We start from the raw sequence: 13,084 nt of genomic DNA, 5'->3' as shown, positions 1-13,084 counted from the left end.
GCGGTGGCTTAGAGGTCCCGGGCTGCGGCGGCGATCTCCTCCGCCCGGTCCATCCGCTCCCAGGTGAAGGTGTCCTTGTCCGGTCGCCCGAAGTGCCCGTAGGAACTCGTGGCCTTGTAGATCGGCCGGCGCAGGTCCAGGTTCTGGATGATCGCCGCCGGGCGGAAGTCGAAGAAGTCCTTCACGAAGATCTCCAGCTTCTGCGGGTCCACCTTCGCCGTGCCCCGGTCGTCCACCGACACCGAGACCGGGTGGGCCACACCGATGGCATAGGCGATGCGCACCTCGCAGCGGTCGACCACGCCCGAGGCGACCAGGTTCTTCGCCGCGTAGCGCGCCATGTAGGCCGCCGAGCGGTCCACCTTCGTCGGGTCCTTGCCCGAGAAGGCGCCGCCCCCGTGGGCGCACATGCCGCCGTAGGTGTCGACGATGATCTTGCGCCCCGTGAGCCCGGTGTCGGCCTGCGGGCCGCCGATCTCGAAGCGGCCGGTCGGGTTCACCAGGAAGCGGATGCCGTCGGACCACAGGGCCTCGGGCACGGTCGTCCGCACAACATGGTCGTACAGGTCCGGCTTCAGCAGGGTCTCGATGTCCACCTCGGACTGGTGCTGCGCCGAGATGAGGATGGTATCGATCGCCACCGGCCGGCCGTCCTCGTAGACGATGCTGACCTGGGTCTTGCCGTCCGGGCGCAGGTAGGGGATCTGGCCGCTCTTGCGCACCTCGGCGAGGCGCTCTGCCATGCGGTGCGCCAGCCAGATCGGGATGGGCATCAGCTCGGTGTCGATGTCGGGCCGCTCGCGGCAGGCGTAGCCGAACATCATGCCCTGGTCCCCGGCGCCTTCCCTGTCGAAGGCGTCGCCGTCACCGACGGGCTCGCGCGCCTCGTAGGCGGTGTCCACCCCGAGGGCGATGTCGGGCGACTGCTCCTGGATGGCGGTGAGCACGCCGCAGGTGTCGCCGTCGAAGCCGAACTTCGCCCGGGTGTAGCCCACGGAGTTGACCTCCCGGCGCACGATGCTGGGCACATCGACGTAGGTGTTGGTCGAGATCTCGCCCGCCACCAGCACGACGCCGGTGGTGACCAGGGTCTCGCACGCCACCCGGCCCATCGGGTCGGTGGCCATGATGTCGTCCAGGACGGCATCGGAGATGCGGTCCGCCAGCTTGTCCGGGTGGCCTTCGGTGACCGACTCCGAGGTGAACAGGGAACGCCTTGGCATGGGGACCTCCATCAAGTCCGTGCGTCGTAAAAGCGCAGCTGTCGGGGCAACGCCGCCATTCTTATCACGGTGGGGCGAGCAGCCCCTCCACGCGGTCGAGGATCACCCCGGCCAGGGCGTCCTTGCTCAGCAGCGGCGGGCGCTGTACCGCCCCGTCCCGGCCGACGATGACCGCCCGGGTGGAATCCACCTCGAAGCCGGAGTCGGCCACCCCCACCAGGTTGCCCACGACGATGTCGACCCCTTTGGCGGCGAGCTTGTCCCGTGCCCCCGCCTCGGGATCGGCGGTCTCGGCGGCGAAACCCACCAGGACCTGACCGGGCCGGCGCCGGCTGCCCAGGGCGGCGAGGATGTCCTCGGTGGCCTCCAGCACCACTGCGGGCGGGCCCTCGGCCTTCTTGTGCTTGGCGTCGCTCGGGCCCACCGGCCGCCAATCGGCGACCGCAGCCGCCATGACCACGACCTCGGCGCATTCCGCCGCCCCGAGCACGGCGTGCCGCATCTCGGCGGCGGTGCGCACCGCCACGAGCTCGGCACCGGCGGGCGCCTCCAGGCGGGTGGGGGCGGAGACCAGCGTGACCTGCGCCCCCCGGCGGAGCGCAGCCGCCGCCACGGCGTAGCCCATCCGCCCCGAGGACCGGTTGCCGAGGTAGCGCACCGCGTCCAGGGGCTCCTGGGTCCCGCCCGCGGTGACGAGCACCCTGCGGCCCCCGAGCGCACTCGCCTCGGCGGCGGCTCCGTCGAGCACGTCGGCGAGGGCGGCGAGAAGGGTCTCGGGCTCCGCCAGCCGCCCGGGCCCGGCGTCGGGCCCGGCCAGCGCCCCCTCGGCGGGGCCGACGAGGCGGATGCCCCGCTCCCGGAGGAGCGCGGCGTTGGCCTGGGTGGCCGGGTGCTCCCACATCTCGGTGTGCATCGCCGGAGCGGCCACCACCGGCGCCCGGGTGGCGAGCAGGAAGGCGGTCAGGAGGTCGTCGGCATGCCCTCCCGCCATCTTGGCCAGGAGGTCGGCGGTGGCGGGGGCCAGCAGGACGGCCTCGGCCCAGCGGGCCAGGGCGGTGTGGACAATGGGGCCCTCAGCCGGCCCCGGTGGCCCGGCGAACAGGTCGGTCGGCACCGGACGCCCGGTCAGCGATGCAAAGGTGAGCGCCCCCACGAAGTGGGTGGCCGCCGGGGTCATCACCACCTGGACCTCGGCCCCGGCCTGCGTGAGGCGCCGGGCGACCTCGACGACCTTATAGGCGGCGATCCCGGCGGAGACGCCGACGACGATGCGCCGCCGGGCGAAGCTCATGCCGCCTCCAGGACCGTTGCGGGTTTGCGACCCGGCCTACTTGACCCGGGCCTCGACCTCGACCGGCCGCTCGTAGCCGAACTTGCCGTCGGCGACCTCCTCGAGGGCGATCGACAGGGACTTGGCGTGCTCGCCCAGCCGGGAGACCTGGGGCGGGACGAAGTCGCGGATCCCCTCGCCCAGCTGCGAGTAGTAGGAGTTGATCTGGCGCGCCCGCTTGGCAGCCAGAATCACCAGCGTGTAGCGGCTGTCGACCTTCTTCATCAGGGTCTCGATCTTGGGGTGGATCAAGTGGTGGGCTCCTTTTTGGTCAAGGTCTCGTCAAGTCTCGATCGCTTTGCCTTTTGCATAAGTTGTAACACCTCGTCCACGGCACGGTCGACCTCGTCGTTCACCACGACGCCGTCAAAGGACCGTTTCTGGCGCAGCTCGTCGTAGGCATCGGCCAAGCGGCGGCTGAGCGCCTCCGCCTGCTCGGTGCGCCGGTTGCGCAGGCGCTCCTCCAGCACGGCCAGCGACGGGGGCTCGATGAAGATGAGCACGGCGTCGGGGATCTGGCGCTTCACCTGCGCCGCGCCCTGCACGTCGATCTCCAGCAGGACGTCCCGGCCCGCCGCCAAGGCGTGCTCGATGGTCTTGCGGTGGGTGCCGTAGTGGTTGCCGTGCACATCGGCGCACTCGACGAACTCACCCCGCTGGCGCATGTAGGCGAACTCATCGGTGGTGACGAAGAAGTAGTGCTCCCCCTCGCGCTCCATCGGGCGCGGGGGGCGCGTGGTGTAGGACACCGAGAGCTGCAGGTCGGGCCGGCGTTCCAGTAGCCCCTGGACGATGGTCCCCTTCCCGGCTCCCGACGGCCCGGAGATGATGTACAGCTGCGCACGCGCGATTGTGGTGGTAGCTCCTCTTTTATTCTGTTAGTCGGTAAATTCGTTCAGGAGCGATTCGATCTGCCGGGTGCCTAGCCCTCCCAGGCGACGGGACTCGGCGATGCCGAGGCGGTCCATGATGCGCCCGGCCCGGATCTTGCCGACTCCTCGCATGGTCTGCAGTGCGTCGGACACCTTCATCTTCCCCACGGTCTCGTCGTCCACCCGGGCGAGCAGCCCGGCGAGCGTCGTCCTACCCGAGCGGAGCTCCTCCATGATGCCCGCCCGGAGCCGCCGCGATTCTGCCGCCTTGGCGAGCGCCTCGCGGCGCTGCTCCTCGGTCCGCGGCGGCGGTGGGACCACGGGGCCTCCTCACGTCGGGCGGGGCGTTCCTGGTCCTCCGCACCCGTCGTGGCGCGCAGTATATCGGCCACGTGCCCGAAGATTCGCGCTCTTCGGATGGGGCGGCGGGCCCGGGTCCGGCGGTTAGGTGGGCACGTCCAATTCCAGCCGGTTCTCGCCCGGGACGGGGTACCAGCAGGGCCTCGTCGTCAGGCCCACGACCCAGGTCAGGGAGCCCTCGAAGTCCCCGGTCTCCCGCACCTCGGCGATGCCCGCCAGCCCGGCCAGCAGGTCCTGGGGCCCGGTATAGGTCGCCTGCGGTGGCGAGTCGAGCGGGTCGTAGCCGTAGGCGCCGTGGAACTGGACCTGCAGGAACGCCGTCCCGGTCACGTGCACCGGCGCCCCGCTGGCGTCCCGGACGAAGGGGGGCCGGGCCGGGGCCACCGTGAAGGTGGTCGCCACCGCCGCCGGCCGGCCTGCTCCCACCGGCGCGAAGGCGAAGATCAGCGCGTCATAGCCCGGGTGGGCGCGGGCGCTGACCGACTGCAGCACCGGCGTGCCGGTGGTCGTGAGAGGACCGCCTGCCGGGGCGCACAGCAGGGGCCCGATGGCCGGTGTCGGGCCCGGCGAGACGACGGGAATGGAGGGGCTCGGTGCAGTGCTGGGGGCGAGGCTCCGAGGCGGGCTCCGGGTGCTCCCCGGGCCGGCGGTCGTCTCCGTTGATCCGCACGCCACGAGCGCCACCAGGGCGGCCACCGTCGCCCCGACCGCCCGGCGCCTGGAGCGCCCCGCGTCCGACCTTTGCACCCTGTTCAGTGTAGGAGCAGGTTTCGCCGGGGTGGGGGACGGGGTAGAACGGCTGAGATATGGCCGAGAAGAAATCCTTCTGGGCCTCCATTCCGGGCATAGTGACTGGCCTCGCCGCGCTGGTAACCGGTCTGGCGACCCTCAGCACATTTGTTCTCACGGCGCACCACGGTGGGTCGGGGAACAGCCCGGCGTCGGCAACGTCGCCGAGCGTTTCCGCCGCGCCCTCACCGACCGGCACCGCCACCCCCGGCCCGACGCCCACCGACTCCGGGTCCCTGCCGGACACCGCGACGCCGGGCACCACCACGGGCCCGGTTCCGCAGGGCTCCGCACCGAGCCCGGCCGCGAGCGGCCTGGCCAACCTCACGGCCACCCCGACCAGCCTCAACCTGGGGACCGCCGCGATGGGCCACACCTCGGCGCCCGCCACCGTGACCATCACCAACCCCGGGCCCACGCCCGCCACGCTGGACGGGGTGGCAGTGAACGGGGCCAATGCCGCCACGTTCAACATCACCGGCAGTACGTGCGGCACCGGGGCGAAGCTGGCCGCCGGCCAGACGTGTACCGTCACCCTCACGTTCACGCCGGCCAGCCCCGCGGTCACGAACGCCAGCCTGGTGGTGAGCTATCGCCCCGACCCCGGGTCGAACGTCACCATCCCCCTGACGGGCACCGGGTCGCTGCTCTAAGAAACCTGCCCCTCCCCGCTCAGCGGGCTCGGGTGCCTCGGCTGGTAGAGCAGGACCTCCACCCCGCCCGGCAGGCGCAGCGAGACCGCGGTCCCCCAGCGCTCCTCGTGCGGCTCGCCCACCACCTCGACGCCCTTCTGGCGGATCTCTGCCAGTGTCGTGGGCAGGTCCCGGCACATGAGGCACAGCTCCCCCCGGGCGACGTCGCCCGGATGCACGGCCAGCTCGGCCGGGGGCAGGGCGAAGATCGGCCACCCGTTCCCGGCATCGACGTGGCTCCACCCGAAGGCGTCCTGCACCTGCGCCCGCAGGGCCTCGGCTTCGGGGGAGTAGAGCATCAGGTGCACGCCGGTGATCCCCGAGACTGCCCGCCCGGCAGCCGGGGCGCTCGGGGCTGCCGGTGCCGGTTCCTCGGTCACGTCCCCGGTCTCCTCGTCCACCAGTGCGGCTTCGGCGGCCACCTCGTCGGCGCTCAATTCGGTCAGCTTACCGTCCCGCATGCGCAGGCGGCGCGACGCCCAGCCTGCCACCGCGGCGGAGTGGGTGACCACGATGACCGTCACGCCCTGGTCGGCCGCCAGGGTGCGCAGGATGCTGCCGATCTCCTCGGCGGAGCGGGTGTCCAGGTTGCCGGTGGGCTCGTCGGCCAGGATGACCCGGGGCCGGTTGGCCATGGCCCGGGCGATCGCCACCCGCTGCTGCTCACCGCCGGACAGCAGCGTCGGCACGTGCCGGGCCCGTTCCGCCAGGCCGACCGCGCTCAGGAGCTGGCCCGCCCGCGCCCGCCGCTCGGCCTTCGAGGCGGCCATGGGGACCATCGCCAGCTCGACGTTCTCCGACGCGGTGAGCGTCGGGATGAGGTTGAAGCCCTGGAAGACGAAGCCGATGTCCTTGGCCCGGACGGTGGTCAACTCGGCCTCGCCCAGCGCGCCCAGGCTGCGCCCGTCGAAGGACACCGTGCCCCCCGTGGGCTGGTCCAGCGCCCCCAGGAGCTGCAGCATCGTGCTCTTGCCGGAGCCGCTCGGCCCCTCGATGGCGACCAACTCGCCGGGGTAGAGATCCAGGTCCACCCCGTCGACGGCGCGCACCTCGGCGGATCCCACCCGGAAGACGCGCTCGACGCCCGCCAGGCGGTACAGGGGGCCCGGGGCCGCGGTGGGCTCGGGGAGGGTCTCGGTCAGGGATTCCATGGCAGGTTCCTCTCGCTCACGAAGGGTGGTTAGGCCAGGTTCCGGAGGGCTTCGGCGGGCGACAGGCGGGAGGCCCGCAGGGCGCCCACCCCGCCGGCGATGATGCCGCCGACGACCGCCAGCCCCACCCCGATCAACAGGGTCACCGGGTGCACCGGCGAGGTGAGGTGGACGACGACGTTCTTGACCGCCACCGTGGTCGACTGCCCGAATACCTGCGAGGCCGAGGAGCCCCCGAAGGTGGCCACCCCGGGCGCCGCAGCCTGCAACGTGGGCGAGAAGGCCCTCACCGCCAGGCTGGCGGCGTAGCCCAGCCCGATGCCGATCGCCCCGCCCACCAGGCCGATCCCGATGGTCTCGGCCAGGATCTGGCGCACCACCCGGCCCCGGGACCAGCCCACGGCCCGCAGCGTGCCGATCTCCCGCACCCGCTTGCCGATCGAGGACAGCGTCAGCAGCATGGCGATGACGAAGGCCGAGATCAGCACGATGACGCCCAATGCCCCGCCCAGGCGGTCGGTGAGCTTCTTGGCATCCACCAGCGAGCCGGTCACCTGGCTGGCCAGGGAGGCGGTGGTCACGACGGTGGCGCCCGGCAGCAGGGCCTGGATGCGGGAGGCCACCGCTTGCACCGAGGAGGCGCTGTTGACCTTCACCAGGATCTGGGTGATCTCGCCGCTCTTGCCCGAGAGGTTCTGGAGGGTGGACAGCGGGAAGTAGATGTCGGCGATCGATCCGGTGAGCGTCGGGTTGACCAGACCGCTCACCGTGTAGGTCACCCCGTTGATCGGCAGGCCTGCGCCCACCTTGTAGGAGTGCTGGTTGGCGTACGAGACGTTCAACAGGACGTCGTTGGAGGTGCCAGCCGGCAGCCAGGAGCCTGCGACCAGCTGGCTCTTGGTGACCAGGCCCTGGGTCGGGTCGCGGGGGTCGACGCCGGCTGCGGTGTAGCTGGAGTTGTTGATGTTGGTCTGGGGCGGGTTGACGATCTGCTGGATCGTGCGGGCCGGGCTCGTGAAGCTGAAGTTGGCGGTCCCCTGCCCCTGCGGGAGGCAGGCGGCGAACGCCGAGTCCCCGCCGCTGCCGAAGACCTGGCCGCCCCCACCCCCAGCCCCGCCCCCGGGTGCCGGGCTTGCGGTGCCGGTCGAGCCCCCGCCACCACCCCGGCCGAACGTGAGGCCCTTGGAGGCGAGGCACTGCTGGAGCGCCTGGCGCTGGTCGGGGGTGAGCTGCGTGCGGACGGTCTGGGTCTGGCTGAAGGTCTGGGCGGCCTCGGTGACGGTGGCCACCTGCTGGGGCACGGTCCCGGTCTCGTGCTGGACGTTCTGCGTCAGCCCCGGCGACACCGACTCGACGCCGGGCACGGTCGCAGTCTGGGTCAGGGCGGCCTCCGGGAAGGTCAGCAGCGTCGAGGAGAGGAAGAAGTCGTGGACGAAGTTGGTACCGGCGGGACCGAGCTTGGAGAGGTCGGTCAGGACGTTGGTGTTCTCCGCCAGCAGCGACTGGGCGGCATCGGAGTTGAGGGCGACGTTGCGGCCCCCGGGGCCTCCGGCGAAAAAGCCGCCACCCCCGCCGCCCGCGCCCCCCGTGGGAGTGCTCGCCGTACCGGTTCCGCCAGTGGCGGTATCGGTGGACCCGGCCACCCGGGTCACCAGGATGTCGGTGCCGATGGACGACAGGGGCGACAGGACGCTGCTCTGCGCCGCGCTCAGGCCCTCCGACACCCCGATGATGCCGATCACCAGGCCCACGCCGATGGCGAGGCCGAGAGCGGTGACGATGGTGCGGCCCCAGCGCCGGCGCAGCTCGCTCAGCAGGTATCCCGTCTGGAACATTGCCTTCCCTCCACTCGAACTGGCGGCCGCACCGCCCGGTGCTCCTGCCTCAGTAACCGTCCCGGGGTTGGAGTGAGGGTTGGGGCTTCCTGTGGTTTTCCTGGGAATGTCGCTGGAGGGCGGGGGGTCGGAGCGGGCGGGCCCGGTGGTAGGGTCGGGCGCAGCCATGGACACGGTCGCCACCCGCCGGCCTGCCTGGGCTCTCGCCGCCACAGCCTGGGTGCTGGCGGCCGGGGTGGCGGTGTTCGACACCGCCCACTACCTGCACCCGCCCACCTCCGCCCGGCTGGGCGACCTGCACGTCTACCTGGTCGCGGTGCACGCCCTGCTGCACGGGCACTCCCTGTACGGGGCCCACCCGGGCCTCCGGTCCGGCTTCACCTACCCGCCCTTCGCCGCCCTCCTGCTCATCCCCTTGGCCCTGGTGCCCGAGGCGGCGGCGCAGGTGACCTGGACGCTCCTGACCCTGGCGGCCACCGGTGCCCTGAGCTACCTGGTCGCCCGGGCGCTCCCCCGCCGTCTGGGGCCGGCAGCCGCCGTCTGGCCGGCGCTGACCGCCCTGCTGCTGGCCTCGAAGCCGCTGCAGAGCAACCTGGCCTTCGGGCAGGTGAGCGTCTTCCTGGCGCTGGGGGTGGTGGCCGACCTGCTCGCTCGACGGGGCCGGCGCTACCAGGGGGCCCTGACCGGGCTGTGTGCCGCCCTGAAGCTGACGCCGCTGGTGTTCGTGCCCTACCTGTGGCTGACCGGGCGCCGGCGGGCAGCCGGGGTGGCGCTCGGCACCTTCGGGGCGGCGACCGCGCTGGCCGGGCTCGGGGCACCGGGCAACTCCCGGTCGTTCTGGGGCGGCGAGGTCTTCCACGTCACCCGGGGCCTGCCCCTCGCCGAGGGCGGCAACCAGTCGATCTACGGCGTGCTGCTGCGGGCCGGAGCCCACGGGGCCGCACTCGGGGCTCTCTGGGCTGTGCTGTCCGGCGGTGCGCTGGTCCTCGGGCTCTGGCGGGCCCGGAGGGCGTGCGAGGCGGGCCAGCCGGTGCTGGGGCTGGCGATCACCGGCTGCGCCGGGATCCTCGCCTCGCCGATCTCCTGGACCCACCACGAGCTCTGGGTCCTGCTGGGGGCGGCCGGGGTGTTCACCGCCAGCACCGGCGCGGACATCGCCGTGGCGGCGGTGATCCTGGTGCCGATGGTCATCGGGCTCCCCGGGGCGCACCTCCTGGGGCCGCCGGGCCGCTGGCTGGCGGCGAACGACCGCTCGGTGCTGGCGGCCCTGGTGGCGTGCGTCCTGCCGTTCCGGGATCTGACCGGCTCACGACCGGGGCCTACGGGACCGGGCGGAGCCCGGCGAGGGGCCCAACCGGCAGCACAGTGGCGCGATGTCTCCACTGTGGAGATATCGCGCCACCACCGCCAGCCGTGGGGACCCTCGCCGTCCGGTTCGCCGGAGTGAGCGGCTACGCCGTCGTGCTCACCGACCGGCTGGTGCCATTACCCCCATTTAGGCCAGGCTAGGCCAGGTTGGGCCAGGCTAGGCCAGGCTAGGCCAGGTGCCGACTCCCGGGAGCAACGGCCTCCACGCCGGCGCGGCACAGCGGGCACTCCGACGCCTCCCAGGTGGGTGCATCCAGCCGGGCCAGGCTGGTCATCGGGGGTACGCCGCCCGCCCCGCCCGAGCGATCCAGCAGGCACCCGACGCCCACGAGGGCCTCGGGCGGCACCAGCGCCACCACCTCGTTCACCGACTTCCCGGTGGTCACCACGTCCTCCACCACCAGCACCCGCTCCCCCTCGGCCAGGACGAAGCCCCGGCGCAGGCGCAGGGCGCCCTGGTCACGCTCGGCAAACACGAACCGGGCGCCCATGCACAACGCGGTGGTGAAGCCCAACACGATGGCCCCCAGGGCGGGCGAGAGCACCACGTCCACCTGCTCGGCAGCGAAGCGGTCTGCCAGCGAGGCGCCGAGTGAGAGCGCCAGCTCCGGCCGTTCCAGGGCGCGGAACTTCTCGCAGTAGACGTCGGAGTGACGGCCGGAGGAGAGCACGAAGTGACCGCTGGTGACCGCCCCGACCTCCCGGAGCGCGGCGAGGACCTCGTCCTCGGAGAGGACGGCGGGATGGAGGGTGGGGAGCCCCTTGCGCTGCGCCGACTTGTGGGTCTTGGTCACCATGCGGGCCGCACCCTACCGTTTGTCCCGGACTCTTGAGGGCTCTCGGAGGCTCTCGGGGGCTCTCGGAGTCTGTGAGTGCTGAGGTCCGTATGGCACCCCCGGACACTCACAGACGACTCACAGCAACGCCTCGCCGCCCGTCACGCCGAACGCTCACGCCCGCGGGTGCCGGTGCTCGGGGGCTGACCACAGCTCCCACGGGATGGTGTCGAACCAGTGCAGCATCATCTCCTCGAAGGCGATACCCAGCCGCACCACGTGGGCCGGGACCGGGTCGGACTCCTTGATCTGCTCCAGCAGGTTCCGGTAGTACTCCAGCTGGCCCTCGTGGCGGACCCGGTGGTCGCCCACGAAGTGGCGGAGCGTGTCCTCGGAGAGCAGGATCCCGAAGAAGAATTTCAACAACAGCGGGGAACGCATGACGTCGGGGCCGGGCGATTCCCGCAGCCACTCCCGGAAGCATTCCCGGCCCGGCTCGGTGATCGTGTAGGGCAGCCGCCGGCGGGGACCCACCTCGCCCCCCTCCACCAGGCCCTGTTGCGCGAGGGTGCGCAACTCCCGGTAGATCTGGCTGCGGGTGACATTCCAGAAGTTGCCGACGCTCATCTCGACCGCCGAACACAGGTCATGGCCGCTCAGCGGCTGCCAGTACAGGAACCCGAGCAGAGATGCCGCGGTGGCATTGACACCCGACCTCTCACCGTCCACAATGGACATTGGATTCCGTTCCTTTCCCGTGGTCCCGCTCTCGTGCCGAGCATGCAGAGCAATACCACGGACAGCACGGGGACCCCCGTATCTGGCGAGCAGGAGGAGGCCGACTGATGAATGCCACGCTGGACCACCTGAGCGACGCCCGGCAGGCAGGCGAGGCGATCGCCGGCCGCATCGCCGCCATCTTGCGCACCGCCGACCCGAACCGGGAGCTGCCGGGCTCGGCCTGGACGGTGGCCGAGACCGCCGCCCACCTGGCCTACACCACCATCGGGCTCGGGATCATGGCCCGCGGGCTGGCGATCCCCTACGGCGACGGCACCCGGGAGGGCCTGCAGGAAGCCAATGCCGACGGCCTGGAGGGCTACACCGAACGCGACCTGAACGTGCTGGCCGACCAGCTGGTCGCCAACACCGCCATGGCCTTCGGCGAGGTGCTCGTCCAGCCTCCCGACCGCATCTGCCCCACCCCGATGGGCGAGGTGCCCGTCGACGGCCTCGCCGGCTACCTCCTCATGCACCAGTCCATGCACGGCGCCGCCATCGCCCGGGCGGTAGGCGCCCGGCTGCCCTTCGAGCCGGCCGACCTGGCCCTCATGTGGCCCTTCATCGAGCATGTGCTCCCCGACATCTACCGGCCGGCCTTCGCCCCCGACCTCACCGGCACCTTCGAGATGGTCATGGCCGACGGCTTCCACTTCGCGGTCACCCTCGACGGCCAGACCGCCCGGGCCGAGCGGGTGCCGTCCCGGCCGGTGGACTGCCGGATCTCGGGGGATCCGGACTGGATGTTCCTCATCCTCATCAAAGTGGTGTCGATGCGGGACGCCGTGGCGCAGGGCAAGGTGCAACTCGACGGCCCGCGCGCCGACCTCGGCTACCGCCTGATGGACGCCTTCAACATGCCGTAGGGCTTCTCCTGACGTAGGAACCCACATGTTCGGGTTGGACGTGACAAGCATGAGGGGCGCTACCGGGCGGCACTAGGATGGGCCCATGTCCAGCCCGTTCGGGCTCCGCCCGCCCACCCCCATGCAGCTCCAGGCGCTCCTCGACGCCCAGGCGCAGCAGCCGCTCTCCTACCCCGACGTCGGGGCCACTCAGGGTGAGCTGCCGGCGGGTTACCACACGGTGGACCGCTCGATCGATCTGGGCGCCGGCGCCGAGGCCTTCGCCCGGGCGCAGGCAGGCATCCGGGACTGGGCGCCCCAGCACCACGCCGGCATCAGGCTCCTGCCGGTGACGCCGCCCCTCACCGAGGGCCAGAGCCTGGTCCTCGTCTTCCGCCAGTTCCCCTTCCACGTGTCCGCCGCCTGCCGGGTGGTCTACCTGGTGGACGAGGCCGACCGCTTCGGCTTCGGCTACGGCACCCTCCCCCACCACCCCGAGCAGGGGGAGGAGGCATTCATGGTCGAGCGGGATGCCAACGGCAACGTGCGCTTCCGGATCCGGGCGTTCTCCCGCCCGGCCCACCTGCTCACCAAGCTCGGCTCCCCGGTGAGCCGGGCAGTCCAGGCGCGGGTCACCACCCGATATCTCGAGGGGCTCCAGCAGGCAGTATCCGGGTAGGCCAGCGCCAATTCGCCCGAGGTTTGTCCGGCCCATTCCCGGGTACAACTCCTCCGTGCAAGAACGAGAGGAGATCTGACATGGGTCTTGGCACGAGTATCTTTCTGATTGCGGTGGGGGCCATCCTCGACTTTGCAGTGAACGTGAACGTGCAGGGTTTCAACATCCATAACGTGGGTGTGATCTTGATGGTCGTGGGCATCATCGGCGCCATCCTGTCCATGGTGTTCTGGAGCAGTTGGGGCGGGTTCAACCGGTCCCGACGGACCGTAGCCTACGACTCGTACGATGCTCCCGTTGCGCCCGTCCGCCGACGGGTCATCGAGGAGGACCGGACCTTCTAAGCAGCTCCAGAAGGTACCCCGGCACCGAGCATCTCGGCCC

15 protein-coding genes are annotated in these 13,084 nt (G+C 71.5%); 5 read left to right on the top strand and 10 right to left on the bottom strand.

The genetic code is table 11. From position 1 onward, the window contains the following. Positions 1 to 8: 8 nt before the first annotated feature. The 6 genes from metK to VFW71_16490 form a co-directional block, all read right to left on the bottom strand. Positions 9 to 1,223 (bottom strand): methionine adenosyltransferase, encoded by a 1,215-nt coding sequence (gene metK / locus VFW71_16515; GenBank protein ID HEU5004363.1) that lies wholly within the window; start codon positions 1,221 to 1,223, stop codon positions 9 to 11. 64 nt (positions 1,224 to 1,287) lie between these two features. Further along, positions 1,288 to 2,514, bottom strand: coding sequence for a bifunctional phosphopantothenoylcysteine decarboxylase/phosphopantothenate--cysteine ligase CoaBC (gene coaBC, locus VFW71_16510; GenBank protein ID HEU5004362.1), 1,227 nt, complete (start codon positions 2,512 to 2,514; stop codon positions 1,288 to 1,290). 36 nt (positions 2,515 to 2,550) lie between these two features. Continuing rightward, positions 2,551 to 2,805, bottom strand: coding sequence for a DNA-directed RNA polymerase subunit omega (gene rpoZ / locus VFW71_16505; protein ID HEU5004361.1), 255 nt, complete (start codon positions 2,803 to 2,805; stop codon positions 2,551 to 2,553). After that, entirely contained in the window at positions 2,802 to 3,380 is a 579-nt protein-coding gene (gene gmk, locus VFW71_16500; GenBank protein ID HEU5004360.1) for a guanylate kinase, read from the bottom strand. Before gmk ends, rpoZ begins: the two co-directional genes overlap by 4 nt. A 51-nt stretch (positions 3,381 to 3,431) precedes the next feature. Continuing rightward, positions 3,432 to 3,746, bottom strand: coding sequence for an integration host factor, actinobacterial type (mihF, locus tag VFW71_16495; GenBank protein ID HEU5004359.1), 315 nt, complete (start codon positions 3,744 to 3,746; stop codon positions 3,432 to 3,434). A gap of 123 nt (positions 3,747 to 3,869) precedes the next feature. Beyond that, positions 3,870 to 4,532, bottom strand: a complete 663-nt coding sequence (locus tag VFW71_16490) for a hypothetical protein (protein HEU5004358.1) — start codon at positions 4,530 to 4,532, stop codon at positions 3,870 to 3,872. 59 nt (positions 4,533 to 4,591) lie between these two features. Here VFW71_16490 and VFW71_16485 point away from each other — a divergent pair, with 59 nt between their 5' ends. Beyond that, positions 4,592 to 5,227 (top strand): choice-of-anchor D domain-containing protein, encoded by a 636-nt coding sequence (locus tag VFW71_16485; GenBank protein ID HEU5004357.1) that lies wholly within the window; start codon positions 4,592 to 4,594, stop codon positions 5,225 to 5,227. Here VFW71_16485 and VFW71_16480 read toward each other — a convergent pair. Both VFW71_16480 and VFW71_16475 read right to left on the bottom strand, forming a co-directional pair. Next, positions 5,224 to 6,417: an ATP-binding cassette domain-containing protein gene (locus VFW71_16480; GenBank protein HEU5004356.1), complete on the bottom strand. Its 1,194-nt coding sequence runs from the start codon at positions 6,415 to 6,417 to the stop codon at positions 5,224 to 5,226. The two genes, VFW71_16485 and VFW71_16480, sit on opposite strands and share 4 nt — an antisense overlap. Positions 6,418 to 6,446: 29 nt before the next feature. Next, on the bottom strand, positions 6,447 to 8,252 hold the full coding sequence (locus tag VFW71_16475; GenBank protein HEU5004355.1) for an FtsX-like permease family protein: 1,806 nt from the start codon (positions 8,250 to 8,252) through the stop codon (positions 6,447 to 6,449). A gap of 91 nt (positions 8,253 to 8,343) precedes the next feature. Here VFW71_16475 and VFW71_16470 point away from each other — a divergent pair, with 91 nt between their 5' ends. Next, positions 8,344 to 9,699 carry a glycosyltransferase 87 family protein gene (locus VFW71_16470; GenBank protein ID HEU5004354.1) on the top strand — a complete coding sequence of 452 codons (1,356 nt, stop codon included), beginning with the start codon at positions 8,344 to 8,346 and terminating at the stop codon, positions 9,697 to 9,699. Between the two features lie 88 nt (positions 9,700 to 9,787). On the opposite strand, the gene pyrE is transcribed toward VFW71_16470, so the two are convergent. Further along, a complete protein-coding gene (gene pyrE / locus VFW71_16465; GenBank protein ID HEU5004353.1) occupies positions 9,788 to 10,417 on the bottom strand; it encodes an orotate phosphoribosyltransferase in 630 nt (209 codons plus the stop codon). Between the two features lie 153 nt (positions 10,418 to 10,570). Beyond that, positions 10,571 to 11,134 (bottom strand): PadR family transcriptional regulator, encoded by a 564-nt coding sequence (locus tag VFW71_16460; GenBank protein HEU5004352.1) that lies wholly within the window; start codon positions 11,132 to 11,134, stop codon positions 10,571 to 10,573. Between the two features lie 107 nt (positions 11,135 to 11,241). On the opposite strand from VFW71_16460, the gene VFW71_16455 reads away from it, so the two are divergent. From VFW71_16455 to VFW71_16445, 3 genes are all read left to right on the top strand, one after another. After that, positions 11,242 to 12,042, top strand: coding sequence for a hypothetical protein (locus tag VFW71_16455; GenBank protein ID HEU5004351.1), 801 nt, complete (start codon positions 11,242 to 11,244; stop codon positions 12,040 to 12,042). An 85-nt stretch (positions 12,043 to 12,127) separates the two neighbouring features. Beyond that, a complete protein-coding gene (locus VFW71_16450) occupies positions 12,128 to 12,700 on the top strand; it encodes a DUF1990 domain-containing protein (protein HEU5004350.1) in 573 nt (190 codons plus the stop codon). 80 nt (positions 12,701 to 12,780) lie between these two features. Continuing rightward, positions 12,781 to 13,044, top strand: coding sequence for a DUF6458 family protein (locus tag VFW71_16445; protein HEU5004349.1), 264 nt, complete (start codon positions 12,781 to 12,783; stop codon positions 13,042 to 13,044). Positions 13,045 to 13,084: the final 40 nt, after the last annotated feature.

The sequence above is a fragment of the Actinomycetota bacterium genome (genome assembly GCA_035765775.1).
Lineage (GTDB): Bacteria > Actinomycetota > CADDZG01 > JAHWKV01 > JAOPZY01 > DASTWV01.
Note: the sequence above shows the minus strand (reverse complement) of the source record. Positions and strands in the feature narration are given on the sequence as shown.

Coding starts and splice junctions, on each gene's coding strand:
- VFW71_16460 (HEU5004352.1), bottom strand. CDS start 11,134: ATGTCCATTGTGGACGGTGAGAGGTCGGGTGTCAATGCCACCGCGGCA.
- VFW71_16480 (HEU5004356.1), bottom strand. CDS start 6,417: ATGGAATCCCTGACCGAGACCCTCCCCGAGCCCACCGCGGCCCCGGGC.
- VFW71_16475 (HEU5004355.1), bottom strand. CDS start 8,252: ATGTTCCAGACGGGATACCTGCTGAGCGAGCTGCGCCGGCGCTGGGGC.
- VFW71_16455 (HEU5004351.1), top strand. CDS start 11,242: ATGAATGCCACGCTGGACCACCTGAGCGACGCCCGGCAGGCAGGCGAG.
- pyrE (HEU5004353.1), bottom strand. CDS start 10,417: ATGGTGACCAAGACCCACAAGTCGGCGCAGCGCAAGGGGCTCCCCACC.
- metK (HEU5004363.1), bottom strand. CDS start 1,223: ATGCCAAGGCGTTCCCTGTTCACCTCGGAGTCGGTCACCGAAGGCCAC.
- coaBC (HEU5004362.1), bottom strand. CDS start 2,514: ATGAGCTTCGCCCGGCGGCGCATCGTCGTCGGCGTCTCCGCCGGGATC.
- VFW71_16450 (HEU5004350.1), top strand. CDS start 12,128: ATGTCCAGCCCGTTCGGGCTCCGCCCGCCCACCCCCATGCAGCTCCAG.
- VFW71_16485 (HEU5004357.1), top strand. CDS start 4,592: ATGGCCGAGAAGAAATCCTTCTGGGCCTCCATTCCGGGCATAGTGACT.
- VFW71_16445 (HEU5004349.1), top strand. CDS start 12,781: ATGGGTCTTGGCACGAGTATCTTTCTGATTGCGGTGGGGGCCATCCTC.